This is a genomic window from Dactylosporangium sp. CA-052675 (assembly GCF_050947935.1).
Taxonomy (GTDB): Bacteria; Actinomycetota; Actinomycetes; order Mycobacteriales; family Micromonosporaceae; genus Dactylosporangium.
In genome coordinates this window covers 4,455,680-4,479,932 of record NZ_CP192010.1, presented here as the reverse complement: position 1 = coordinate 4,479,932, position 24,253 = coordinate 4,455,680, and the positions used below count along the sequence as shown (strand labels likewise).

Here is a 24,253-nt window from a genome sequence, read left to right as displayed (position 1 = left end):
TCAGTACTGCTCGCGCGCGTTGACCCGCGACGGCCAGTACCGCTGGCCGGGGGCCGGGCGGTAGACGGGCCAGCGGGCCGGGCCGCCCTTCGGCTCGTCCGCGAAGACCGTGACCCGCTGGCCGACCCGGCGCTCGTCGTAGTCGTTGAGCGCGTAGTGCTGGGTGACGCGGTTGTCCCAGACCGCGATGTCGCCGGGCCGCCACCGGTGCCGGCACGTCAGCTCCGGGCGTTCGGCGAAGGCGAACAGGAACTCGAGCAGGGCGTCGCTCTCCCCGCGGCTCAGCTGCGGGATGTGCGAGGTGAACAGGCGGTTGACGTACAGGGCCTTGCGCCCGGTCTCCGGATGCACGCGCACGACCGGGTGCTCGGCCCGCCGGGTGGTCTCGTTGCCGGGCTGGCTGTGGATCGCGGTCAGCCCGTCGAGCAGGTCGCGGATCGGCGCGGACAGCCGCTCGTAGGCCAGGTACTGGTTGCTCCACATGGTGTCGCCGCCCCGGCCCGGCACCCGCACGAGCCGCAGCACCGAGGCCAGCGGCGGGTGCTGGTTGTAGGTGATGTCGGTGTGCCAGACGTCGACCTTGCCGCCGCGCTCGGAGTCGATGACGACGATCTGCGGGTGCCCGTCGAGCCGCTGCAGGTGGGAGTGCGGCTCGACGCGGCCGAGGCGCTCGCCGAACGCGATGTGCGCCTCCGGGGAGATGTGCTCCTGGCCGCGGACGAAGACGACGAGGTGCTCCAGCAGCGCCCGCTTGATCTCGCCGAACTCCTCGTCGGTGAGCCGCTGCAGGTCGACGCCGCCGATCGTGGCGCCGAGGGCGCCCGCGCCGGGTTCGATGACGATGTTCATGGCGCGGGTTCCGTCCTCATTCGGGGCCGCCGGGACCTGGACCGGCCACCCGGCGAACAGTTTGACCATCATCAATACCTTGCCGGTGGCCCCGGCCGCAAGGAGAGGGGCGACCCGTGGACCTGTCGATGAACGAGTCTCCGTTCCCGCCGGTGCCGGCCGTGCTCGACGCGGTGCGGGAGGCCGCGGCCCGGCTGCAGCGCTACCCCGACTTCCGCTCCGCCGAGCTGGTCGCGGCGCTGGCGAAGCACCTCGACGTGCCGGACGGCGGACTCGTGCTGGGGCCCGGGTCCGCCGGGCTCACCCAGCTGCTGATCCAGGCGCTCGACCCCGGCCGCGACGAGATCGTCCACCCGGCGCTGTCGTTCGAGGGCTACCCGCTGATGGCCGCCAACCTCCGCAACCGATCCGTGGCGGTGCCGCTGGACGGGCTCACCCACGACCTCGACGCGATGGCCGCCGCGGTCACCGGGCGGACCCGGTGCGTGCTGCTGTGCAACCCGAACAACCCGACCGGCGCCGCGCTCAGCCACGCCGAGATCACCGCCTTCCTGGCCCGGATCCCGGACGACGTCGTCGTGATCATCGACGAGGCCTACCGGGAGTACGTGACCGCCGGGGACTACGCCGACGGCCTGGCCCTGCACCGGGAGCACGACAACGTCTGCGTCGTGCGCACCTTCTCCAAGGCACACGGCCTGGCCGCCCTGCGGGTCGGGTACGCCGTGGTCCCGCCCCGGATCGCCGGGCCGGCCCGGATGGCGGGCGTGCTGTTCTACCCCGGCGGGCTCGCGCAGGTCGCGGCGCTCGCCTGCCTCGAGCCCGGTGTGCTCGACGAGTGCGCCCGCCGCTGCGCGCGGCTCGTGGGGGTGCGCGACCGGCTGGCCGCCGCGCTCGCCGCGGCCGGGCTCCCGGTCGCCCCGTCGCAGACCAACTTCCTCTGGCTGCCGCTCGGCACCGGCAGCGACGCCTTCGCGCGGCGCTGCGCGGACGCCGGCATCCTCGTGCGGGCCTTCCCGGAGGTCGGTGTGCGGGTCACGGTCGGCGACGAGGCCGGCAACGAACGCCTGCTCGCCGTGGCGAGGGCCGGATGAGGATCCTCGTCGTCACCTGGGGCTGGCGCTCGCACCTCAACCACCTCGTGCCGCACGCGTGGGCGCTGCGGGCGGCGGGTCACGACGTGCGGGTGGCCTGCCCGGCCGACCTCACCGAGGCCGTCACCGGCGTCGGGCTGGCGGCGGTGCCGGTCGGCGCGCGGCTCGACTTCGCGACCGTGGCCACGGGCCAGATCGCGCGCATCCACGACGACCGCGGCTGCGGGCCCGGCAGTGGGCCCGGCAGTGGGCCCGGCAGTGGGCCCGGCAGTGGGCCCGGCAGTGGGTCCGCCGGCGCGGCGGGCGGCTCGCTGCCCCGCTCGGTCACCGTCGGCGGGGTCGCCCACACCTACGCCGCGACCATGCTGCCCGACCTCGTCGCCTTCGGCCGCTGGTTCCGCCCCGGCCTCGTGCTGCACGAGCAGAACAACCTCGGGGCCGCGGTGGCCGCCGCCGCGCTGGGCGTGCCGTCCGTGCGCGTGCTGTGGGGGCCGGACTTCGCGCTGCCCATCGACCGCGACGCCGTGCTCGGCCCGCTCGCCGAGCCCTACGGCGTCGCGCCGCCCGAGGTCCCGCTCACCGGCACGCTCACCCTGGACCCGTGCCCGCCGCCGCTGCAGGTGCCGCTCGCCGGGCCGCACCGGCCGGTCCGGTTCGTGCCCTACAACGGCGCCGCGGTGCTCCCCCGGTGGCTGCGGGAGCCCGGCGACCGGCCGCGCGTCGCGCTCTCCCACGGGACCCTGATGCCGCGGCTCGGGTTCGCCGCGTTCGACCTGCGCACCACCGTCGCCGCGCTGGCCGACCTGGACGCCGAGTTCGTGCTGACCGTCGAGCCGGAGCCGGGCCAGGTCCTGCCGCCGAACGTGCGGGCGGCGCCGGGCCTCGCCCACCACCTGCTCCTGCCGACCTGTGCGGCGGTGGTGCACCAGGGCGGGGCCGGCACCACGATGACCGCCGTCGCGTGCGGGGTGCCGCAGCTCGTCCTGCCGCGCGTGGGCGATCAGCACTTCAACGCGGAGCGGGTCGTCGCCGCCGGCGTGGGAGCCGCGCTCCCGGCCGAACGCGCCCGGCCCGACGCGATCAGGGACGCGGTGGCCGGGCTGATCGGCGACCCCCTCCGGCGGGCGGCGGCCACGCGGCTGCGGCGGCGCAACGACGCCCGTCCCGCGCCGGCCGAGGTCGCCGGGCACCTGACGCGGCTGGCCGGCACAGCACCGGTACGACACCTGGAGAGGGCCCATGATTGAACCGATCCCGTTCCCCCTGCCCGAACCGCCCTCGCTCTACCAGCCGCTCCCCGAGCTCGTCGAGCTGCAGCGCGACCGGCCGGTGGTGCAGATGCGGATGGCCGACGGCACGCCGGCGTGGCTCGTGTCGCGCTACGCCGACGTGCACACGGTGCTCACCGACTACCAGCGGTTCAGCCGCGAGATCAACAAGGCCTCACGGACGCCCGTCGCGGAGCTGGGCGGGCTGGAGACCGAGTCGCTGATGGGCATGGACCCGCCGAAGCACACGCGGATGCGCCGCCTCGTCGCGCACGCGTTCACGCCGCGGCGGGTCGAGCGCATCCGGCCCGCGGTCCGGGCGATGGTCGACGAGCTGCTCTCGCGCATGATGACGATGCCGCGCCCGGTGGACCTCGTCGCGAACTTCTCGACGCCGATCCCGATCTGGGTGATCAGCGAGCTGCTGGGCATCGCCGTGGAGGACCGCGGCAAGTGCAAGGAGTGGTCCGACATCATGGTCGGCGACTGGAACCGCGACCCGGCCCGGACGAAGGCCGCGGTCGACGGGTTCGCCGGCCTGATCGACTCGCGGCGCTCGAAGCCCGGCGACGACCTGATCAGCGAGCTGATCATCGCGCAGGAGGTGCACGGGCACCTCACCGAGCGCGAGATGCTCATGGTCTGCATCGGCCTGCTCATCGGCGGCCACGAGACCACGACGAACCAGATCAACCTGTTCCTCATGGCGCTCATGCACTTCCGCGACCTCTGGGACCGCGTCGTCGCGAACCCGCAGGACATCCCGAAGACGGTCGAGGAGTTGTCGCGCTACATGCAGATCGGCGTCACGGGGGTGATGCTGCCGCGGGTCGCCAAGCAGGACGTGGAGCTCAGCGGGGTGACGATCCCGGCCGGCGGCGTGGTGCTGCTCGCCTTCATGGTCGCCAACCGCGACCCCGAGGTGTTCGCCGATCCGCACCGGATGGACGTGGACCGGGCCAGCAACCCGCACCTCGGGTTCGGCATCGGGATTCACCACTGCATCGGGGTACACCTGGCAAGAATGGAGCTGCAAGAGTCCCTGGCCGGGATCGTGCGCTGGATGCCGGAGGTCCGGATGGCGATCCCCGAGTCCGAGGTGAAGCTCGTCGAGGGCCTGGTGGTGCGCCAGGTCCAGGCGCTGCCGCTGACATGGTGAGCCCGCGGGAGGAGCTGATCGGGCGCGTCCTCGGCTGGTGCCGGGCGCGCGAGGAGGTGCGCGCGGTCGTGCTCTTCGGCTCGCTCGCCCAGCCGGACGCGCGCGTGGACGACCAGTCCGATGTGGACATCGAGCTGACCTTCGCCGACGTGACGCCCGAGCTGCTCGCCGGGGCGTGGTGGCGCGACTTCGGCGAGGTGTGGGCCGCGCACCCGCTCGACCCCCTGCCGGTGTGGAGCCTGGTCTACGCGGGCGGGCTCGCCGTGGACCTCAGCATCGTCGACCCCGGCCGGATCGGCGGCATGGTCGCGGCCGGGCGGCTCAGCCGCGTCTGGGAGCGCGGCTACCGGGTGCTGCTGGACCGCGACGGCATGACCCGGGGGCTGCCCGCGCCGAGCGGGGCGATGCCCGAGCCGGGGCCGCTCACCCACGACGAGTTCCGGCGGCTCGCCGACGGGTTCTGGGTCGAGGTGCTGCGGGTGCCGAAGTACGTGGCCCGCGGCGAGCTGTGGGCGGTCAAGTCCCGCGACTGGAGGGCGAAGACCTGGCTGCTGCGCCTGTTGGAGTGGCACGCGATCACGGTCGGCGGGCATCGGGTCGACGGCCACGGGCTCGGCCGGGGCATGCCGGGCTGGCTGCCGCCGCAGCTGTGGGCGGCGGTGCACGGCGTGTTCGGCCGGTTCGACGGCGCCGACGCCCTGCGCGCGTTCCGGGCATCGGTCGAGGTCTTCGACCGGGCCGCCGGCGAGGTGGCCGCGGCGGCCGGATTCGAGTACCCCACGCAGCGCGACCGGCTGCTCCGCGCCCACGCCGAGGGGCTGGCATGAGGCCCGCGAGCGCCGTCGTCATCGGGGGCAGCCTGGCCGGACTGGCCGCGGCCCGCGTGCTCGCCGGGCACTTCGAGCGCGTCGTCGTCATCGAGCGCGACGAGCTCGCCGACGACACCGAACCCCGCCGGGGCGTCCCGCAGGGCGGGCACGGGCACGTGCTGCTGGTCGCCGGGCAGCGCGCCCTGGACGCGCTCTTCCCCGGCCTCATGGCCGAGCTCGTGGCGGCCGGCGCGGCCGAGTTCGATCCCGGCCTGGGCCTGGCCTTCTCCCGCTTCGGCGCGATCTGGCCGCGGGTGCGCACCGAGCTGCGGCTGGTGACCGCGAGCCGGCCCCTGCTCGAACGCGCCGTGCGGCGCCGGGTCCGGGCGCTCGCCGGCGTCGAGCTGCGCACCGGGGTCGCCGTGTCGGCCCTCGTCGGCGACGGCGAGCGGGTCACCGGAGTCCGGCTCGACGACGACACGGTGCTCGCCGCGGACCTCGTGGCCGACTGCAGCGGCCGCGGCGGCCGGTCCCAGCAGTGGCTGCGGGACCTGGGCCACCCGGTGCCCCGCGTCACCGAGATGAAGATCGGCGTCGGTTACGCGACCCGGCTGTACCGCCGCCGCCCCGGCGACCTCGGCGCGGCACGGGCCGCGTTCACCCTGCCCGACCCGCCCGCGCAGCTGCGGGCCGGGCTGGCCCTGCCCGTCGAGGGCGACCGCTGGGTGGTGTCGCTGGGCGGCTGGCACAACGCCTTCCCGCGCGACGAGGCGGCGTTCGCCGCGCACGCCGCCGCCCTGCCGCACCCCGGCCTCGCGAGCCTCGTGGCGCACGGCGAGGCCCTCAGCGACCTCACCGTGTGCACGCTCCCGGTCAGCCGGCGCCGCCACTTCGAGCGGCTGCGCGGCGTCCCGGCCGGCTATCTCGCGCTCGGCGACGCCGTGTGCAGCTTCAACCCGATCTACGGCCAGGGGATGACCTGCGCGGCCGTCGAGGCGGTCGCGCTCGGCGAGCTGCTGGAGCGCCACACCGCGGTGACGGCGGCGCTGAGCCTCGACTACTTCCGGCGGGCGGCGCGGATCGTCGCGACGCCGTGGCGGTTCGCCTCCGGCGGCGACTTCGCCTACCCGCAGACCGAGGGCGCCCGGCCGCTCGGGGTCGGGCTGCTCAACGCCTACGCCCGGCGGCTGCAGCTCGCGTCGATGCGCAACCCGGACGTCCGGCGGGTGTTCACCTCGGTCCAGCACCTGATCCTGGACCCGGCGGCGCTGACCAGCCCCGCGATGATCGCAAAGGTACTGCGCACGCGATGAGGGACTATCCGTTCGAGCCGTTCCAGGGCCGGCTGTCCGACGAGGTGCTGCGCATGGTCGTGGACGAGCCGGTCAGCCTCGTGCGGCTCCCCGACGGGCGCCCGTGCTGGCTGGTGCTCGGCTACGAGCAGGTGTGCACGGTGCTGGCCGATCCGCGGTTCGCCCGCTTCGGCAACGGGCCGTCCGGGACCGTCGCCGCCGGCCCGAGCGGGCACCCGTCGGGGCATCCGTCAGGGCATCCGTCAGGGCACCCGCCGGGGAGCCGCACGCTGCGCAGCGACGGGCCGGACCACGCCTCCCTGCGCCGCGTGGCCGCCCGCGCCTTCGCGCCGCGAACCGTGGAGGGCTATCGGCCGCGGGTCCAGTCGCTGACCGACCGGCTCCTGGACGCGATGGTCGCGCGGGGCCGGCCGGCCGACCTCATGACGGCGCTGGTGAAGCCGCTGCCCGTGCTCGTGATCTGCGAGCTGCTCGGCGTGCCCGCGGCGGACGAGACCCGCTTCGGCGAGTGGGCCTCGGCGATCCTGTCCGTGACCGCGTTCGACTCCCCCGCCGGGCGCGCCGCCCAGGCGGCCCTGGACCGGTACTGCATGGACCTGGTGGCCGCGAGGCGCGCCGATCCCGGAGACGACCTCGTGTCGGCGTGGCTCGCGACCCCGCTCACCGACCCGGAGATCGCCGACCTCGCCGCGACGGTCCTGCGCGGCGGCCGCGAGATCAACGCGATCGCCTCCGGGCTGCGCACCCTGTTCGAGCACCCGGACCAGCTGGCATCGTTGCGCGCGGACCCGTCGCGGCTGCCGGGCGCGGTCGAGGAGATGCTGCGGTACTCGGTGCACAGCAACATGTTCCGGGTGCAGACGGCGCTCGAGGACGTCTCGCTGGCCGGCGTGCGCATCCGCGCGGGCGACTGCGTGATGGCCCTGCCCGCGGCGGCGAACCGCGACCCGCGGCAGTTCGCCGAGCCGGACGTGTTCGACATCGGGCGCTCGCCGAATCCGCATCTGTCGCAGGGGTACGGGGCGCACTTCTGCCTGGGCGGGGCGCTCGGGCGCATGGAGATCGAGGTGGCGATCGGGTCGCTGCTGAGCCGGTTCCCGGGGCTGGCGCCGGCGGTGCCGGTGACGGAGATCGCGTGGCGCAACGAGCGCTTCAACGCGGGGATGGCGGCGTTCCCGGTCACCTGGTGACGGCGATCAGCCGCCGGACCAGATCGGCCTGAGGCCGTCCCCGGTGTCGTAGAACAGGTACGGCCGCAGGTCCGCGGCCGTGGTGAGGGCACGGTACAGCTCGGCGGGGTTGCCGTCGGCGGCGAGGAACGGCTGGGTGCCGAGCAGGTCGCGCAGGTCCGCGAACGGCCACGCGGTGCCGAGCAGTCGCCGGAGCCTGGCCAGCGTCGCCACCGCCGGCCGCGGCACCCGGTCGACGTAGACGGCGGCTCTGGTGGGCAGCTCCCAGCTCGCCAGCATCGGGTTGCGCGCGCAGCCGAGCAGGTGCCTGACCGCGCGGCCGGCGGAGCCCGGACCGGCCTGGCGGGACCACCACTGCGTGTCGACGGTCACCTCGCCGGTCTCCAGGAGCGCGGGCGTGAACCACTCCAGCTCGACGCCGGGCGCCACGCCGTGCCCGGCGACGGCGACGACCTCGTCCGGCAGCCGGACGCCGTGCGCCTCGACGTAGTGGGCCAGGCCCTCGGGCCACACGAAGTGCTCACCGTCGGTCAGCTCCGCGCTGCCGTTCGCCGCGCCGCAGAGCCGGCACACGGACACGCCGGCCGCGACGGCGAACGCCGTGCCCGATCGCAGGTACGCGGCGACGGCGTGGTGTGTGGCAGGGTCAGCGGCGGACACGAAGCCGCAGACGTCGGGCAGCCCCTCCGGCGCCGTCCGGCCGTCCCAATACCCGAGCAACCGGAGGACCTTGGTCATGGTCGAACACTCCCACACCCGTGCATCGGCTACCAGCGGCGGTGCTCTCTGTTCCACAGCGTTGAGGCGAGGAGGTGCTCCGTTGCAGCACATGGATGCGCTGACACGGGCGAACCGGGCGATCTGGGAGAAGGCCGCGCGCAAGTACGTCGACGAGCACGACGACCTGCTGCGGCAGGCCCGCGCCGGCTCGTCGCTGTTCCCGGCCGAGGCCGCGCTCCTCGCGCCGCTGCTGCGGGACTCCCCCGACGTCGTGCACCTGCAGAGCGGCCACGGCCTCGACGACATCGCCCTGGTCCAGGGCGGCGCGCGCCGCGTGGTCGGCGTCGACTACAGCGAGACCACGGCCGGCGCGGCGCAGCGGCGGGCTGACGCGCTCGGGCTGCCGTGCGCGTACGTGGTCGCGGCCGTGCCGCGAGCACCGCTGCGAAGCGGCTGCGCCGACCTCGTCTATACGGGCAAGGGTGCCCTCATCTGGCAGCCCGACATCGAGGCATGGGCCCGCGACGCGGCGCGGCTGCTGCGGCCCTCCGGGCATCTGTTCGTCTACGAGGAGCACCCGGCGCATCCGCTGTGGACCTGGGACGTCGACGAGCCCCGGATCCGGGCGAACCGCGGCTACTTCGAGCGCACCTACGTCAGCGACACCTTCCCGGGCGAGGGTGCGACGGTCTGGCTGTGGACGCTCGGCGAGATCGTCACCGCCGCCGTCGGCGCGGGGCTGACCGTGCGGCACCTGTCCGAGTACGCCGAGCCGTTCTGGCGCGCGGGCGGCCTCGACGCCGCCGCGTTCCGGGGCCGGCTCCCGAACGCCTTCGCGCTCATCTGCTCGACGTGACCGAGGCCCAGCGGTACTGGTGCTCCGGGCGGCCGGTGACGCCGTAGCGGAGCTGGACCTCGGCGATGCCGTCGCGGGCCAGGGCGGCCAGGTAGCGCTGGGCGGTGGCGCGGGAGATGCCGAGCTCGTCGGCCACCTCGGCGGCGGTGCGCGGCCGGGCCGCGCCGCGCAGGGCCTCGCTCACCAGCCGGACGGTGACCGCGGACTGGCCCTTGGGCGCGGCCGGGCGGTCGCCGTCGTGCAGCACCCGCCAGCAGCGGTCGATCTCGGCCTGGGTCAGCGGGCGCTCGGCGGCCACCAGCGCGCGGTAGTGCCGGTACGCCGTGAGCCGGTCGGCCAGCTGCTCGGCGGTGAACGGCTTCACGAGGTAGTTCAGCGCGCCCCGGGCGTAGGCGGCCCGCACCGTGGCGCCGTCCGACGCGGCGGTGAGCATGATGGCGTCGGCGGTCAGCTCGCCGAGCAGGTCGAGGCCGGACTCGTCGGGCAGGTACACGTCGAGCAGCACGAGATCGATCGGCCTCGCGGCCAGCACGCTGCGGGCCTCGGCCGCGGTCCGCGCGGTCGCCGTGACCGCGAAGCCGTCGACGCGGTGGGCGAAGTCGACGTGCACCCGGGCGACGCGGAAGTCGTCCTCGACCACGAGGACCCGGATCGTCACGCCGGCCTCCCCGCCGGCTGCAGGGCCGCGGGCAGCCGCGCCTCGAACACGGCGCCGTGGTCGTCGTGCACGGCGCCGGCCAGGCGCACGTCGCCGCCGAGGCGCCGGGCCGCCTGCCGGGCGAGGGCCAGGCCGATGCCGCGGCCGTCCTCGCCGTTGGTGGAGACCCCGGAGTCGAAGATACGCCCGGCGAGGCCGGGTGGGACGCCGTCGCCGGAGTCGACGACCGAGATGTGCAGCGTCGTGCCGTCCTCCAGCAGGGCCACGTCGACCCAGGCGGGGCGGCGGGCGCCGCGCCGGGCGGCCTCGAGGGCGTTGTCGACGAGGATGCCGAGCACGGTGGTGACCTCGACCGGCGCGGTGACCCGGGTGCCGACCCAGCTCGTGTCGGCCAGCGCGAGCCGCACGTCCTTCTCGGCCGCCTCGGCGCTCTTGGCGTCGATGAAGGCCTGCAGGTAGGGGTCGTCGACGGTGTGCCCGGCCGCGGGGGCGGCGGTGTCGGAGACGGCGTGCAGGAACTCCAGCGCCTCCCCGCTGTGCCCGTTCTGCAGCAGTCCGGACAGTACGTGCAGCCGGTTCGCGAACTCGTGGCGCTGGGCCCGCAGCGCGGTGCTCAGCGTGCGCACGCTCTCCAGCTCCCGCGTGATGTTCTCCAGGTCGGTCCGGTCCCGCAGGGTGAGCACCCCGCCGAGGTCGCGGTCGTCGCGGCGCACCGCGCGATAGTTCGCGACGAGCACCCGGTCGTTGGCGACGGTGATGACGTTGTCGACCGGCAGGCGCCGATCGAGTGCTTCCCGCAGCGCCGGTGGCAGGTCCAGGCCGCCCTCCGGGTCGCCGAGGAGCCGTACCGCCTCGCCGTTGCAGACCGACACGCGCCCGTCGCTGTCCACGGCCACGACCCCCTCGCTGATGCCGTGCAGCACCGCCTCCCGCTCCTGCACCAGCTCGGCGAGCTCGTGCGGCTCGAGGCCGAGGGTGAGCCGCTTGAGCCGCCGCGACAGCAGCACCGAGCCGACGAACCCGAGCAGCAGCGCGCCGCCGGCGAAGAGCGCGGCGAACGCCAGCTCGCGCACGACCGTCTCGCGGACGTCCTCGATGCGGAAGCCGACGCTGACCTCGCCGACGATCGCCCCGGCGGCGTCGCGCAGGGGGGTCTTGCCGCGGGCCGACAGCCCGAGCGTGCCCTGCTCGACGTTGATGGTGTCGTGCCCGGCCAGGACCTCGGACGGGTCGGTGCTCACGGGCTCGTGGATGCGGTCGGGGTTCGGGTGGGCCAGGCGGATGCCCCGCCGGTTGGTGATGACCACGAACAGGGCACCGCTGGCGACCTTCGCCGCCTCCGCCCGCGCGGGCAGCACGCCCCCGGGGTCGTCGGCGGCGGCCGCGGCCGCGATCGCCGGGTCGGCGGCGAGGGTATGGGCGACGGCGAGCGCGCGGGTGCCGTACTGCTGGGTCAGCTCCCCGTCGAAGAGCCAGCCGACGAGGGCGAAGCCGACACCCACCACGACGACCAGCACGCCGGCCTGCAGGGCGAGGGCCTGCCGGGCGAACGGGGCGTAACGCAGCCGAAACATGACGGGAGCGTACCGCCGGAGATGCCCGATCGGCCCCGTGAGCAAAACGCGCAATACGCGGCTTACGCGGCCTGCCGCCACAACGATTGCAAGGATTCGCGCCGGCCGCGGTGATCCCTACGGTGGCCCGTCATGAGCGTAATCGCGTTGCGCCACGCCACCAAGCGCTTCCCGGGCGCCGGTGGCACACCCCACACCGCCGTCCGGGATCTCACGTTCACCGTCGAGGCCGGCGAGTTCGTCGCGGTCGTCGGCCCGACCGGCTGCGGCAAGTCCACGACGCTGTCGCTGGTCTCCGGCCTGGAGCCGCCGTCCAGCGGCGAGGTCGAGGTCGACGGGGCCGCCGTGCGCGGCATCCCCGACGGTGTCGGCTACATGTTCCAGACCGACGCCGTGCTGCCGTGGCGCTCGGTCATCGACAACGTCGCCGCGGGCCCCCGCTACCGCGGCGTGGGCAAGGCCGAGGCCCGCGGCCGGGCCGCCGTCTGGGTCGAGCGGGTCGGGCTCGCCGCGTTCGCGCGGTACTACCCACACCAACTCTCGGGCGGGATGCGCAAACGGGTCGCGCTGGCCCAGACGCTCGTCAACGAGCCGCGCATCCTGCTCATGGACGAGCCGTTCAGCGCGCTCGACGTCCAGACGCGGGCGCTGATGCAGGACGAGCTGCTGCGGCTGTGGCAGGGCACCGGCGCCGCGGTCGTGTTCGTCACCCACGACCTCGAGGAGGCGATCTCGCTCGCCGACCGGGTCGTCGTCATGACGTCCAGCCCGGCGACGGTCAAGGGGATCTTCGACGTGCCGCTGCCCCGGCCGCGCCGCGTCGAGGAGATCCGGCTGACGCCCGCCTTCGTCGAGACCTACCGCGAGATCTGGGACAGCCTGCGCGAAGAGGTCGAGCGCGCCCGGGCGGAGGCGAGCGGCCGTGCCTGAGCGCCGAACTGTCGTCATGTGGGCGGTCCGGCTCGCCGTCGTCGCCCTGTGGCTCGCCAGCTGGGAGCTGGCCGCCACCCACTGGATCGACCCGTTCTTCTACTCCAAGCCGTCGGCCATCTGGGAGCGGCTCGGCGACTGGTTCACCAAGGGCACCGCGTTCGGCTCGGTGTGGACGCAGATCGCGATCACGCTCGAGGAGACGGTGCTCGGCTTCGTCATCGGCGCCGTCGGCGGGGTGCTGCTGGGCATCCTGCTCGGCCGGGCCCGGTTCGTCGCCGACGTCGCGGCCCCGTTCATCAAGGCCGCCAACGCCGTACCGCGGATCGTGCTCGCCTCGCTGTTCGTCATCTGGTTCGGCCTCGGCCTGACCTCGAAGGTCGCGACCGCCGTCGTGCTCGTGTTCTTCGCGGTCTTCTTCAACGCCTTCCAGGGCGCCCGCGAGGTCGACCGCAACCTCGTGAACAACGCCCGCATCCTGGGCGCCTCCCGGGTCCAGCTGCTCACCTCGATCGTGGTGCCCAGCGCCATGTCGTGGATCTTCGCCTCCCTGCACGCCGCGTTCGGGTTCGCGCTCATCGGCGCGGTCGTGGGCGAGTACGCCGGGGCCGACAAGGGCCTCGGGCTGCTCATCGCCAACGCCCAGGGCACGTTCGACGCGGCCGGCATCTACGCCGGAATGATCATCATCACCGTCATCGCCCTGCTCGCCGAGTGGCTGCTGACGCTGCTCGAGCGCCGGCTGCTGCGGTGGCGCCCGCCAACCCACACCCAAGGAGACGCACATGCGTAAGTTGTCGGCGGCCGTCTGCTGTGCCGCCCTGCTCCTCGCCGGCTGCCGGGGCACCGCACCCGACCAGACGGGCCCGGCGCAGACGCCGACCCAGGTGAAGATCATGGTCGGCGGCATCGACAAGGTGATCTACCTGCCGGCCAAGCTGACCGAGCAGCTCGGCTACTTCAAGGCCGAGGGGCTCGACGTGCAGCTGCTGACCGAGCCCTCCGGCGCCACCGCCGAGAACGTCCTCATCTCCGGCGACGTGCAGGGCGTCGTCGGCTTCTACGACCACACCATCGACCTGCAGACCAAGGGCAAGTGCATCGTCAGCGTGGTGCAGCTGGCCGACGTGCCCGGCGAGGTCGAGATCGTGGCCGCGAACAAGGCCGACCAGATCAAGAGCCCGGCCGACTTCAAGGGCCGCAAGCTCGGCATCACCAGCTCCGGCTCGTCGACCGACTTCCTGACGCAGTACCTGGCGACGAAGGGCGGGCTGAGCAACGGCGACTACACGACGGTCAAGGCCGGGGCCGGGCAGACCTTCATCGCGGCCATCGACAACGGCGGCATCGACGCGGGCATGACCACCGATCCGACCGCCGCCCAGCTGACCAGCACCGGCAAGGGCAAGATCCTGCTGGACATGCGCACCGAGGCGGGCACCCGCGCGGCGCTCGGCGGCCTGTACCCGGCCAGCTCCCTCTACATGGACTGCGCGTGGGTCCAGGCGCACCAGGAGGCGGTACAGAAGCTGGCCAACGCGTTCGTGAAGACCCTGCGCTGGATCAAGGCGCACAAGCCGGACGAGATCGCGGCGAAGATGCCGGCCGAGTACGCGGCCGGGAATCCGCAGCTGTACGTGCAGGCGGTGACCGACAGCATCGGCATGTTCAACGGCGACGGCGCGATGAAGGCGGAGGGCGCCAAGAACGTGCTCGAGGTGCTGAGCCAGTTCTCGCCGAACGTGAAGGGCAAGAAGGACACCGTCGAGCTCGCCAAGACGTACACGACCGACTTCGTCTCGAAGGTCGCCGCCGGATAGGCCCCGCGGCGCGCGGTCACCGGCCGCCCGCCGGGGTGGGTAGAGTCGGTTCGCATGAGCGGGATCTCGGCGGCCGACACGGTCCACCTCGAGCGGGCGGTCGCCCTCGCGTGGGAGGCCCGCGAGCGCGGCGACCACCCGTTCGGCTCGCTGCTCGTCACGCCGGACGGCACGGTGCTCGAGGCGCGCAACAGCGTCGTCACCGGCGCCGACCCGACCGGCCACGCGGAGACCAACCTCGTCCGGCTCGCCGGGCGGCTGGAGCGGGCCGTGCTGGCCGCGAGCACCCTGTTCACGAGCACCGAGCCGTGCGCGATGTGCGCCGGTGCCATCTACTGGTCGGGCATCGGCCGGGTCGTGTTCGCCCTCTCCGAGGCCGAGCTGGCGACGATGGTCACGCAGGAGGAGGGTGTACCGCCCTTCGACCTGCCCTGCCGCGAGGTCTTCGCCCGCGGTGGCCGCCCGATCACGGTCGACGGCCCGGTCCCGCTCCCCGGCGCCACCGCCGTCCACGAGGGCTTCTGGAACTGACGGGACCGCATCGGCGTCACCCGTCGGCCGTCGTTCAGACGTACGATTCATGAATTGAACGAACGGACATTTGGCCCGATGAATATCCGGCCCAAATCGTCGGTCAGGCGGCGGCCGGACCGCATGCGCCGGCCCACCCGGAAAGACGGTCGGGCCGCGACATTGACATCGACCACGGAACGTGTTTGCATCAGCTATTCGACGTTATCCCCCGAATCGGCGAATACTGCGCAGCGATTCAATCGGATTCCGCGGAATCCGGCGGCCAACCGACCAGGAAGCCGAGATGCTGGAAACAGCAATCACCGTGCGCGAGAATGTCGACCTGGCAGTGATCGATATCGCCGCCAAAGGTCGTTGGACCTGGCAGCTGCGGGTCGATTTCATGGCGGCCGTCCGCAAGTCGCTCGCCCAGCAACCGCGCGCCCTCATGCTCGACCTGGCCGGCCTGGTGGACGCCGAGCACGAACTGGTCGCGTCGGTCCTGCTGGCCGAGCAGCAGAGCGCCGTGCATCAGCCCCCGGTCCCGCTGCTGGTCGTCGCGCGGGAGACGCAGGCCCTGCGGCTGCACCACAGCGGTGTGACGCAGCGCATTCCGGTCCACGCCGACCGGGTCGCGGCGCTGCGTCACCTCGTGGACAACACCCCGCCGTTCGGCCAGGCCCGCCTGCTGCTGCAGCCGAGCCTGCTGGCGGCGGCAAAGGCGCGCGGCGTCGTCGAGGACGCCTGCCGCACCTGGGGCCTGCCCCAGGTGCTGTTCCCGGCGCGGCTGATCGTGTCGGAGCTGGCGGCGAACGCGGTCGAGCACGCGGGCTCCCCGTTCACCGTGACCCTGACGCGCCGCGGCGCCGCGCTGCTGCACATCGCCGTGGAGGACGACCTGCCGAGGCTGCCCAAGCTGCGCCTCTGGCCGAAGCACGCCGACCCGATGCCGGCCCTGCGCGGCAACGGGCTGCGGATCGTCTCCGCCGCCGCCACCGCCTGGGGCAGCCATCTCACCGCGCACGGCAAGGTGGTCTGGGCCACGCTGCGGGCCGGTCCGGAGCGGATTCGCACCGCCCGCACGGCCCCCGGCACTGCCGGCGGCTGAGGCACCGGCGCGCGGACCTCAGCCGACGGGCGGACCCCAGCCGGCGCACGGAGCCGGCGCGCGAACCGCAGCCGACGGGCGCACCGCAGCCGACGGGCAAACCTCAGCCGACGGGCGCGTCCGCCCGTTCGACCACCTCCGGCTCCGGGTCCGGCTCCGGGGCGACCGTCGAGCCCAGCACGCTCAGCAGCGCCGGGGCGAGCAGCGACCGCACCACGAACGCGTCGAGCAGCACGCCGACCGACAGGGCGAACGCCAGCTCACGGAACGGGCGCAGCGGCACGATGAGCAGCAGCCCGAAGCTCACCGCCAGGGTGAACGCGGCGGTGCGGATGGCCCGGGCCGAGTGCGGCAGGGTCAGCGCGAGGGCCTCGCGCAGCGGCCTGGTCCGGGCCTCGCGCCAGGCCGGGCCGATGCCGAAGATGTTGTAGTCGGAGCCGAGCGCGACCAGCAGGACGGCGGCCGCGAACGGCACGTAGAAGGTGAGCCCGTCCGCGTGCAGGATGTCCTGGAACAGCCACGTGGTCAGGCCGAGCGTCGCGCCGATCGCGAGGACGCTGCACGCGAGCAGCCCGATCGGGGCGACCAGCGCGCGCAGGAAGAGCATGAGGAACAGCAGGTTGGCCAGCAGCGCGGCGATCGCGATGCGGCCCAGGTCGTCGGTGGTCTGCTCGACGATGACCCGGGCCACCGCGGTGTCACCGCCGAGGCTCGCCCGCGCGCCGTCGAGACCGGCGGCGGCGAGCAGCCCGGGCAGGTCGCGCTGGACCCGGCCGATGGTGTCCACGGCCTTGGCCCCGAGCGGCTCGTCGGCCAGGATCAGCAGGTAGCGGGCCGCGGAGCCGTCGGACGAGCGGAACACGTTGTAGCCCTCGGGCAGGTTGGGCGTGGTCGGGCCGATCACCGCGGCGACGCCGGGCTCCTTGGCGAGAGCCTGCTGGAGCTGGGCGAGCTCGGTCTTGCGCCCGGCGATGGCGTCGCCTTCCAGCAGTACCTCCGTGGGCGAGAGGATCCCGTCGGCGAACCCGGTCTCGGCGGCGGTCGCGGCCGCCCGGGCCGGACGGTCCTTCGGCAGCGCCTCGACGAACGACACCCCGAGCTTGATGTGCTGCAGCGGCAGCGCGGCCACGACCAGCCCGGCGGTGCACAGCAGCAGCACCGGCAGCGCGAACCAGCGGCGGGTCAGCAGCCGCGCCCACCGGCGCCCGCCGACGGGGCGCGGGGGCGGGGTGGCCCGGGGCCGCAGCGGCGACCAGAAGGCCGCGCGGCCGAGAATCGCCAGTAGAGCCGGCACCAGCGTGACGGACACGAGGGCGCCGATGAGGATGGCCAGCGCCATCCCCGGCCCGAACGCGCGGAAGGCGGGCGAGCCGGCGACGATCAGCGCACCGGTACCGGCCGCCGCGGTCAACCCCGCGACCACGATGATCGGCGTGAACCGCGCGGTCGCGGCCCGGGCCGCGTCCAGCCTCGTCTCGCCGGCCCCGAGCCCGCGCCGGACCGCCGAGAGGTAGAACACCACGTAGTCGGTGACCACGCCGAGCAGCAGCGCGACGAGCAGCGGCTGGGTCTCCTGCGGCACCGGCACGCCGAGCCGCAGCGCCAGCGCCCCGCCCACGTGCAGCGTCAGCAGGGTGGCGACGCCGGCCACCCCGAGCGCGACCAGCGGGGCGACGAGCGAACGGAACGCGACCGCGACGATGAGGAAGACGGCGGCGACCGTGATCAGCTCCAGCCGCGACACGGACGACTGCACGATGCGCGCCTGCTCGACGCGGGCCGGTACCGAACCCGTGATGCCCACGACCGAGTCGTCGGCGCTGTAGTGCGCCGCGACGAACCGCTCCGCCGCCTGGACCTGCCCCGCGAAGTTCACGTCCGGATTGGTGAACAGCAGCGTGACGATCGTGGTGCCGTCCTCGGCCGAGCCCGGGAACAGCCCGAGCGTATTCATGACCGGAACGGCCGCCCGGATCGGGCCGACGTCGCCGTACGTCCCCTCGCTGACCGCCTTGGCCCGCTCGACCGCCTCGGTCTGCGTCGCCTGCGACAGCCCGTTCGGGTTGCGCTGCACCACGGCGACGCGGCTGAGCAGCGGGAACCCGAACTTGTCGAACGAGCGCAGCTCGCTGCGCACGGCCGGGTTGTCGGCGGAGACGAGCTGTTCGAGATCGCTGCCGCCCTGCCCGACGGCCGGCAGATAGACCACCGACGCCACCGCGGCCGCGGCCCACCCGCCCACGATGAGCCATCGCAGGCCGACGACGAACGCGGCGTACGCCCGCGGTAAGAGACTCGGCCGCCACCGGCTGCGCATATCCATGCACGGCGTGATGCCCCGCGACCGAACCATGAAAACGAATGTCACCGGACCGGCCTGTCCGCGCTCGCCGGCGGCCCGCCACGCTCAGGGGCGATCGTCCGGGCGGCCCTTGGCGATGCGGCGCAGGTAGTGGTCGACCTCCGGCTGGTCGTAGCCCCGGAAGGCCACCTTGAAGCTCACCGCCTGGGCCTCCGCCCGGGCCTGGGCCACCCGCTCCGGCTCACCGGAGGCGATGGCCGCGTTGGCCTTCTCGACGAACGCGTCGACCTCGGCGCGAGCATAGCCGTGGAACCCGGTTGTGAACTGCGTCATGCCTCCAGTGTGCTCCGCCGCCGTGACCGGCAGCGATCACGGCACCGGGTCGACCGTGCCTCGCGGGGTCGACGGGTTGCAGCGCTTGATGCGCGCGGCGGTCAGGCGGGAACCCTCGACCAGGCCGTACCGGCGGACCGCCTCCAGGCCGAAGTTGCTGCACGAGGGCGTCTGCCGGCAGCGGAAGGGCAGGTGCGGGGAGAGGAAGCGCTGGTACCCGCGGATGGCGGCCATGCCCGCCCGGCCCGGCCCGCTGGCGGCGACCCGGGGCGGCCGCGTCGGCGCCGCGACCGCCATGAGCGTGAGCAGCGAGCCGAGCATGAACGGGTTGCAGTCGCAGCCGTCGCAGCCGTCACAGCCGTCGCAGAAGTCGAGGTCACACCCGCTGAGGTCACAGCTCGACCAGTCCCGCCACCACCGCCGCCGCGGCGACGCCTCCGCCTCATCCACGCCGCGCATTGTGCGGCCGGGCGGCGGCCGTGATCAATGCCGCTGTACCGCATCGGACAGCCCGGAGCACCCGCCGGACCGTCAGGCGCGGCGGGCGGCGACGAACATCGCGCCCAGGGCGCCCGCGGAGAAGATGATCTGGTTCGCCAGGGCGGTCTGCGGGTGCCGGGTCACGATCGCGAACAAGGCCGGCCACAGCGCCAGCACCGCCACGTCCACGCCGCCCGCCAGCCAGACCAGCAGGCCCGTGGGCATCGTGCCGGCGGGTGACACCAGCGGGGCGATGTCGTGGCGGACCTGGCGGCGCCGCGCCGAGCGCAGGGCGCCCGCGGCCAGGCCCGGGCCCGCGCACGCGCCGAGCAGGGCCCACACGCCCAGGCCGCCCGCGTGGGCCTGGGCGCCCACGGCGGTGAGGGCGATCGTGGACCAGACGGTGCACAGCACCACAGGCACGGCGACGCGGCCGGTGAAGAGCCGGCCGTCGGTGAGGCCGAGCAGCCGGGCCAGGGCCGGGTCGTCGCGGTCGCGGCGGGCGTTCGCGGTCGCCGCGGCGGCCGCGGCCACGCCGGCGAGCAGCCACGCGGCGGCGATCACCCAGCGGGACACGGGCAGGCCGGTCGCGAGGACGGGGACGGTGGTGAGGGCCAGGGCCAGCAGGACGCGCACCGGCGAGCGGGCCAGCAGCAGCGCGTCCTGGCCCGTGGCGGCGAGCCTGCCGGTCAGGCGCGGGAGGCGGTCGGGGCCGAGCCGGCGGCCGCGCCAGCGGCGTTCCTCGGCGGCGCGCGAGGCCAGGCCCGGGTCCATGGTCACGAACACGGCGGTGGCGGCGCCGCTGCTCTGGGCGGCGTCGGCGAGGTTGGCCAGGGTGTAGGACCTCAGGCGGTACCAGAGCAGGAAGGCAACCGCGAGTGCGGCGGCGGCGACGAGGGCCGCGACCCAGGCGTGCCGACCGGCGAGCAGCGGCCAGCCCCACGGGCCGGTCGCGGCGACGGCGGTGACCGGGGTGCCGACGGCGGAGAGGACCCCGACGGCGGCGGCGAGGATCGCCAGGACCGTGGCGGCGGCGGTGAGCCGGCGGGCCGGGCGGCGGCTCGCGGACTGTACGACGGCCGCGGCCCCGGTCACCAGCACCCCGCCGGCGATCGCGGCGACGAGCACGGCGCCGGCGCCGGTCGTCGACAGCGTCAGGGTGAGCAGGCCCTGGGCCAGCCCCGCGAGCAGGCCGAGGCCGAGCACCTGCGCGGCCGCCGGGACGAGCAGCGGGCGGCGGTCCAGCGGGGCGGTGAACAGCCACTGCAGGGCGGGCGCCGAGGTCGACAGCGGGCCGAGGGCGGCGGTCACGGCCAGCAGCGCCGCGGCCCAGGCGAGCCCGGCGGCGAGCACCACGCCCTCGCGGACGCCGGCCGGGGCGGTCGTCTCCCCGCTGAGGACCGAGCGGACCTGGGCCCAGATCATGTACCCGACCATCGCCGCGAGCAGCACGAGCGTGTAGATGGTCTCGAACCGGTCGGAGGCGTCGCCGGCGGCCCGCTGCCGCTTGCGGATCCAGCGGCGGACGTTCACTCGTCGGCCCAGTCGAGGCCGAGCTCGATGATCTCGCAGCCGGCCGTGACCGTCGGGTCGTGCGAGGCGAGCAGCGCGGCCCCGCCCCGGCCCAGGTACTCGTCGATGAGCGCCGCGACCGTCGCCCGCCCCTCCTGGTCGAGGTGGCGCTCGGGCTCGTCGAGCAGCAGCAGGCGGCTCGGGCGGTCGAACACCATCGCGAGGGCGAGCCGCTGCCGCTGGCCCGAGGACAGGCTGCCGGGCGAGGCGTCGGCGAACCCGTCCACGCCGAGCCGGGCCGCGAGCTCCCCGTCGGCGAACCAGTCCTCGGCGATCGGGGCGTTGGCCATCCGTACCAGCGTCAGGTGCTCCCGCGCCGACAGCCCTGGATACCAGGCGGGCGGCTCGAGGAGGGCGGCGACGGCCCGGCGGAAGCCGGCTTCGCGCTCGTCGACGCGCTCGCCGCCGACGCGGACCTCGCCCTCGGCCGGCTCGAGCAGCCCGGCGACGCACCGCAGGACCGTCGACTTGCCGATGCCGTTGGGGCCGCGCAGGGCCACGCCCTCGCCCGCCTCGATCGCGAGGGTCAGCTCCTCGATGACGACGCGGTCCCCGTACCCGACCTTGAGCCGGTCCATCGTCAGCACCGGCCGAGCATAGACCTCGCTCAGACCAGCCCGGCGTCGTGGACGAGCATCGCCACCTGGGTCCGGTTGTCCACGCCGAGCTTGGTCATGATGTGCGTCAGGTGCGCCTTCACCGTCGCCACGCTCATGGTCAGCTCCGCGGCGATCTCCGCGTTGGTCAGCCCCCGCGCGACGCCCACGGCCACGTCCCGCTCGCGCGGGCTCACCGCCGCCAGCTGCCCGCGCGCCCGCTCGAACGCGGCCGCGTCGGCGGCGACCCGGGCCATGAGCCGCCGGGTGACGGCCGGGGACAGGATCGGGTCGCCGGCCGCCACGCGCCGGATCGCCTCGGCGATCCGCCCGGGCGGGGTGTCCTTGAGCAGGAATCCGCTCGCCCCGGCCCGCAGCGCCCGCACCACGTGCTCGTCGGTGTCGAAGGTGGTGAGCACGACGACCTCGGGCGGCTGCGGGCGGGCGCGGGCACGGCGGGTCGCCTGGATGCCGTCGACCCGGGGCATGCGCAGGTCCATGAGCACCACGCCGGCCGCGTGCCGGTCGAGCGCGGCGGGCACCTCGTCGCCGTCGGTCACCGCCGCGACGACCTCGATGCCGGGTGCGCCGTCGAGCATCATCGTGAGCGCCGACCGTACCAACGGATCGTCGTCGACCACGAGCACGCGCACTAGACCGTCCGGCACGGCAGCTCCGCTCGCAGCCGGAACTCGCCCGTCGCGGTCACGGCGTGGTCGAGGGTGCCGCCGGCGAGCCCGACCCGCTCGGTGAGCCCGACCAGCCCGACCCCGGAGCCGGACAGGTCCGGCAGGTCCTCGCCGACCGGGTTGCGCACGTCGACGACGAGCATCCCGCCCTCGGCGCGCAGCTCGACGGTGACCGGCTGGCCCGCCGCGTGCTTGCGCGCGTTCGTGAGCGCCTCCTGCACGACCCGGAACGCGGTGCGCCCGACCACCGGCGCCAGCTCGGGCGCGCCGGACTCGTCGCGGAGGTGGACGCTCTGCCCGGCCGCGACCGCCTCCTCCACGAGGCGCGGCACGTCCGGCAGCGAGCGCACGACGCCGGTGTCCTCGTGGCGCAGCACGGCGATCACCTCCCGCAGCTCGTCGAGGGCCTGGTGCACGCCCAGCCGGATCACGCCCGCGGCCTCGGTGAGGCGCTGCGGCGGGGCGTCCGGGCGGTACTCCAGCGCACCCGCGTACATCGCCAGCAGCGACAGCCGGTGCGCGAGCACGTCGTGCATCTCCCGCGCGACCAGCGTGCGCTCGGCCAGCCGCGCCTCGAGCACGCGCCGGCCCTGCTCGGCCTCGGCCCGCCGCGCCCGCTCCCGCAGCGAGATCAGCAGCTGGTGGCGGGCCTGGGCCCAGACGCCCCAGCCGAGCAGCGCGGCGTAGGCGGCGGCCATGAGCAGCAGCCACCACCCGTAGAACAGGCCCGGGTAGGGCCGCCAGCGGCCCTGCACCGCGTGCCCGGCGATCCCGGCCACGGCCACGGCCACGGCGCCTCGCAGGGGACGGCGCCGGGCCGCGTTGAGCGCCGCGAACGTCGCGGCCGGCGTCGCCACCGGCGAGAGGGCCGCCAGCGCGCCGAGTGCCAGGCCCGCACCGACGGGGCGGAACAGCGCCGCGACCGCCCCCGTGACAGCAACGACGGCGACCGCGATGTCGAGCGGGCCGTGCGAGGGCACGAGGCCGGCCGCGGTCAGGCCCCCGATCGCGATGGCGATCACGGTGGCCGCGACCCGCAGCGGACCGGTCGTGCTCACGGCGGTCAGACTAGGCGGAGACACTGCCGCGGTACCACCGACCAAAGTCGTAACCGCGGGTCCCGCCCGGCCGATGCGCCGCCCCGCCCGGGTTTGCAACCGTCGGGGCCATGACGACCGCCCACACGGTGGCGAGCCGGGGCGGGAACCACGCCTTCCGGACCGCCACGCTGCGCACCCGCGGCTCGATGCGCCACGGCGCCCTGCGCACGGACGCGGGGGACTTCGAGCTCGAGCCCACCGACCGCCGCCGCCTCGGCGTGGTGGCCCGCGCCGGCGGCCGCCCGGTGGTGACCCTGCACCCGGCCGGTGCCCGCGTGCCGGGCCCCGGCGGCGACGCGGTGCGCTGGAGCCTGGGCCGGCACTCGGGCGCGCTGACCCGCGGCGACGCCCGCATCGAGGTGCGGGCCGGCTGGCCCGGGCGGCCGCTGCGGGTCGAGGTCACCGGCGACTGGGCCGAACTCGACCTGGTCGTGCTGACCGCGTGCTTCGCCGTGCTGACCCGCCGCCGGCAGCGCCTGCTCACGGCGATCGCGATCGCGGGCGCCACCGGCGGGCCGCACTAGGATCTGGTGGTCAGCGGGCCCGGCGGGCCCCCTCGTACGCCTCGGACGCCTGCTCGACCCGGCCCTCGTCGGTGAGGCTGAGCAGCAGGAGGGCGATCATCCGCACGCCGAACGCGGCGACCGTGATGAAGATGAGCGTGAGCGGCGACGCGCCGGCCGCGTCGTCGACGGTCGCGCTGAAGTCGATGGTCACCTGGCCCGCCATCAGGTACTGCGCGACGGTCATGACCAGCGCCACCGCCACGATCGGCACCGCCGTCCGCCAGCGCTGGGTGGCGCCGGTCGCCAGGGAGACCGCCGCCGCGACGACCGCCGTCAGCCCCGCCGCGATGGCCACCGCGGCGGGCGCGTTGATCGACGTGACGTAGCCGGAGCGGCCCGACAGCATCGACTGCACGATCATCGCGGACGTGAGCAGCCCGACGGTCACCCCGGCGGCGACCGTCCACAGTGGCCGGGGCCAGGCCGCGGCGACCCCGAGCACGACGATGCTGATGAGCACGGTGCCGACGGTCAGCGCCAGCCCGGGGGCCAGGAAGAACCGCACCTGATCGTCGCGCAGGTGGATGGCGGTGGCGAGGACGAAGAGGGCGTCGTCGCGGGCGGTCTCGATCAGCCCCCAGGCGGCGCCGACGACCAGCACCACCCGGTTGGCCGTCGAGCGGCGCTCGTCGGTCATGCGCACCAGGCAGAAGACGGTCAGCACGCAGCCGATGCCGTTGGCGAGGAAGACGCCGAGGACGTACCAGGGGCTGTAGAGCACAGGGACTTCGGTCATCCTTCTCCAGTCCGGTAC

25 protein-coding genes are annotated in these 24,253 nt (G+C 74.5%); 13 read left to right on the top strand and 12 right to left on the bottom strand.

Features of this window, described 5'->3' with window-relative positions; translation table 11 throughout:
- Positions 1-849 carry a TauD/TfdA dioxygenase family protein gene (locus ACQP1P_RS20570; protein WP_433088424.1) on the bottom strand — a complete coding sequence of 283 codons (849 nt, stop codon included), beginning with the start codon at positions 847-849 and terminating at the stop codon, positions 1-3.
- 116 nt (positions 850-965) lie between these two features.
- Between ACQP1P_RS20570 and ACQP1P_RS20565 the strand changes: the two genes are divergently transcribed.
- Genes ACQP1P_RS20565 through ACQP1P_RS20540 form a run of 6 tightly spaced genes read left to right on the top strand, consistent with a single transcriptional unit; the run spans position 966 to position 7,682 of the window.
- On the top strand, positions 966-1,943 hold the full coding sequence (locus ACQP1P_RS20565) for an aminotransferase class I/II-fold pyridoxal phosphate-dependent enzyme (protein ID WP_433088422.1): 978 nt from the start codon (positions 966-968) through the stop codon (positions 1,941-1,943).
- Positions 1,940-3,190, top strand: coding sequence for a nucleotide disphospho-sugar-binding domain-containing protein (locus ACQP1P_RS20560; RefSeq protein ID WP_433088420.1), 1,251 nt, complete (start codon positions 1,940-1,942; stop codon positions 3,188-3,190). Before ACQP1P_RS20565 ends, ACQP1P_RS20560 begins: the two co-directional genes overlap by 4 nt.
- Positions 3,183-4,370 carry a cytochrome P450 gene (locus ACQP1P_RS20555; RefSeq protein WP_433088418.1) on the top strand — a complete coding sequence of 396 codons (1,188 nt, stop codon included), beginning with the start codon at positions 3,183-3,185 and terminating at the stop codon, positions 4,368-4,370. Before ACQP1P_RS20560 ends, ACQP1P_RS20555 begins: the two co-directional genes overlap by 8 nt.
- The gene (locus tag ACQP1P_RS20550) at positions 4,364-5,197 is read left to right on the top strand and encodes an aminoglycoside 6-adenylyltransferase (RefSeq protein WP_433088416.1); all 834 of its coding nucleotides are present in this window, start codon (positions 4,364-4,366) and stop codon (positions 5,195-5,197) included. Before ACQP1P_RS20555 ends, ACQP1P_RS20550 begins: the two co-directional genes overlap by 7 nt.
- Positions 5,194-6,492 carry an FAD-dependent oxidoreductase gene (locus ACQP1P_RS20545; RefSeq protein ID WP_433088415.1) on the top strand — a complete coding sequence of 433 codons (1,299 nt, stop codon included), beginning with the start codon at positions 5,194-5,196 and terminating at the stop codon, positions 6,490-6,492. The genes ACQP1P_RS20550 and ACQP1P_RS20545 overlap by 4 nt, the downstream gene beginning before the upstream one ends.
- Complete coding sequence (locus ACQP1P_RS20540) at positions 6,489-7,682, top strand: cytochrome P450 (protein ID WP_433088414.1); 1,194 nt, start codon at positions 6,489-6,491, stop codon at positions 7,680-7,682. Before ACQP1P_RS20545 ends, ACQP1P_RS20540 begins: the two co-directional genes overlap by 4 nt.
- Before the next feature lie 6 nt (positions 7,683-7,688).
- On the opposite strand, the gene ACQP1P_RS20535 is transcribed toward ACQP1P_RS20540, so the two are convergent.
- Entirely contained in the window at positions 7,689-8,420 is a 732-nt protein-coding gene (locus tag ACQP1P_RS20535; RefSeq protein ID WP_433088412.1) for a hypothetical protein, read from the bottom strand.
- Between the two features lie 91 nt (positions 8,421-8,511).
- On the opposite strand from ACQP1P_RS20535, the gene ACQP1P_RS20530 reads away from it, so the two are divergent.
- Complete coding sequence (locus ACQP1P_RS20530) at positions 8,512-9,258, top strand: class I SAM-dependent methyltransferase (RefSeq protein WP_433088410.1); 747 nt, start codon at positions 8,512-8,514, stop codon at positions 9,256-9,258.
- Here the strand turns inward: ACQP1P_RS20530 and ACQP1P_RS20525 are convergent.
- Complete coding sequence (locus ACQP1P_RS20525; protein ID WP_433088408.1) at positions 9,242-9,916, bottom strand: response regulator; 675 nt, start codon at positions 9,914-9,916, stop codon at positions 9,242-9,244. The two genes, ACQP1P_RS20530 and ACQP1P_RS20525, sit on opposite strands and share 17 nt — an antisense overlap.
- Complete coding sequence (locus ACQP1P_RS20520) at positions 9,913-11,490, bottom strand: ATP-binding protein (protein ID WP_433088406.1); 1,578 nt, start codon at positions 11,488-11,490, stop codon at positions 9,913-9,915. Before ACQP1P_RS20520 ends, ACQP1P_RS20525 begins: the two co-directional genes overlap by 4 nt.
- A gap of 132 nt (positions 11,491-11,622) precedes the next feature.
- On the opposite strand from ACQP1P_RS20520, the gene ACQP1P_RS20515 reads away from it, so the two are divergent.
- The 5 genes from ACQP1P_RS20515 to ACQP1P_RS20495 all read left to right on the top strand — a co-directional run bounded on the left by ACQP1P_RS20515 (position 11,623) and on the right by ACQP1P_RS20495 (position 15,861).
- A complete protein-coding gene (locus tag ACQP1P_RS20515; RefSeq protein ID WP_433088404.1) occupies positions 11,623-12,420 on the top strand; it encodes an ABC transporter ATP-binding protein in 798 nt (265 codons plus the stop codon).
- On the top strand, positions 12,413-13,213 hold the full coding sequence (locus ACQP1P_RS20510) for an ABC transporter permease (protein ID WP_433088402.1): 801 nt from the start codon (positions 12,413-12,415) through the stop codon (positions 13,211-13,213). Before ACQP1P_RS20515 ends, ACQP1P_RS20510 begins: the two co-directional genes overlap by 8 nt.
- The gene (locus ACQP1P_RS20505) at positions 13,206-14,240 is read left to right on the top strand and encodes an ABC transporter substrate-binding protein (RefSeq protein WP_433088400.1); all 1,035 of its coding nucleotides are present in this window, start codon (positions 13,206-13,208) and stop codon (positions 14,238-14,240) included. Before ACQP1P_RS20510 ends, ACQP1P_RS20505 begins: the two co-directional genes overlap by 8 nt.
- Positions 14,241-14,294: 54 nt before the next feature.
- A complete protein-coding gene (locus ACQP1P_RS20500) occupies positions 14,295-14,771 on the top strand; it encodes a nucleoside deaminase (RefSeq protein ID WP_433088398.1) in 477 nt (158 codons plus the stop codon).
- 286 nt (positions 14,772-15,057) lie between these two features.
- The gene (locus ACQP1P_RS20495; protein ID WP_433088396.1) at positions 15,058-15,861 is read left to right on the top strand and encodes an ATP-binding protein; all 804 of its coding nucleotides are present in this window, start codon (positions 15,058-15,060) and stop codon (positions 15,859-15,861) included.
- A gap of 103 nt (positions 15,862-15,964) precedes the next feature.
- Here the strand turns inward: ACQP1P_RS20495 and ACQP1P_RS20490 are convergent, their stop codons facing one another.
- The 7 genes from ACQP1P_RS20490 to ACQP1P_RS20460 all read right to left on the bottom strand — a co-directional run bounded on the left by ACQP1P_RS20490 (position 15,965) and on the right by ACQP1P_RS20460 (position 22,891).
- A complete protein-coding gene (locus ACQP1P_RS20490; RefSeq protein ID WP_433088394.1) occupies positions 15,965-18,184 on the bottom strand; it encodes an MMPL family transporter in 2,220 nt (739 codons plus the stop codon).
- A gap of 84 nt (positions 18,185-18,268) precedes the next feature.
- The gene (locus ACQP1P_RS20485; protein WP_433088392.1) at positions 18,269-18,496 is read right to left on the bottom strand and encodes a DivIVA domain-containing protein; all 228 of its coding nucleotides are present in this window, start codon (positions 18,494-18,496) and stop codon (positions 18,269-18,271) included.
- A gap of 36 nt (positions 18,497-18,532) precedes the next feature.
- Complete coding sequence (gene yidD / locus ACQP1P_RS20480) at positions 18,533-18,946, bottom strand: membrane protein insertion efficiency factor YidD (protein WP_433088390.1); 414 nt, start codon at positions 18,944-18,946, stop codon at positions 18,533-18,535.
- 81 nt (positions 18,947-19,027) lie between these two features.
- The gene (locus ACQP1P_RS20475; protein ID WP_433088388.1) at positions 19,028-20,509 is read right to left on the bottom strand and encodes a DUF6297 family protein; all 1,482 of its coding nucleotides are present in this window, start codon (positions 20,507-20,509) and stop codon (positions 19,028-19,030) included.
- Positions 20,506-21,126: an ABC transporter ATP-binding protein gene (locus ACQP1P_RS20470; protein ID WP_433090062.1), complete on the bottom strand. Its 621-nt coding sequence runs from the start codon at positions 21,124-21,126 to the stop codon at positions 20,506-20,508. The genes ACQP1P_RS20475 and ACQP1P_RS20470 overlap by 4 nt, the downstream gene beginning before the upstream one ends.
- Positions 21,127-21,155: 29 nt before the next feature.
- Entirely contained in the window at positions 21,156-21,746 is a 591-nt protein-coding gene (locus tag ACQP1P_RS20465) for a response regulator (RefSeq protein WP_433090060.1), read from the bottom strand.
- 50 nt (positions 21,747-21,796) lie between these two features.
- Positions 21,797-22,891, bottom strand: a complete 1,095-nt coding sequence (locus ACQP1P_RS20460; protein ID WP_433088386.1) for a sensor histidine kinase — start codon at positions 22,889-22,891, stop codon at positions 21,797-21,799.
- 110 nt (positions 22,892-23,001) lie between these two features.
- On the opposite strand from ACQP1P_RS20460, the gene ACQP1P_RS20455 reads away from it, so the two are divergent.
- Positions 23,002-23,457 carry a hypothetical protein gene (locus ACQP1P_RS20455; protein WP_433088384.1) on the top strand — a complete coding sequence of 152 codons (456 nt, stop codon included), beginning with the start codon at positions 23,002-23,004 and terminating at the stop codon, positions 23,455-23,457.
- Positions 23,458-23,467: 10 nt separating this feature from the next.
- On the opposite strand, the gene ACQP1P_RS20450 is transcribed toward ACQP1P_RS20455, so the two are convergent.
- Positions 23,468-24,235: a hypothetical protein gene (locus ACQP1P_RS20450; protein ID WP_433088382.1), complete on the bottom strand. Its 768-nt coding sequence runs from the start codon at positions 24,233-24,235 to the stop codon at positions 23,468-23,470.
- Positions 24,236-24,253 lie beyond the last annotated feature (18 nt).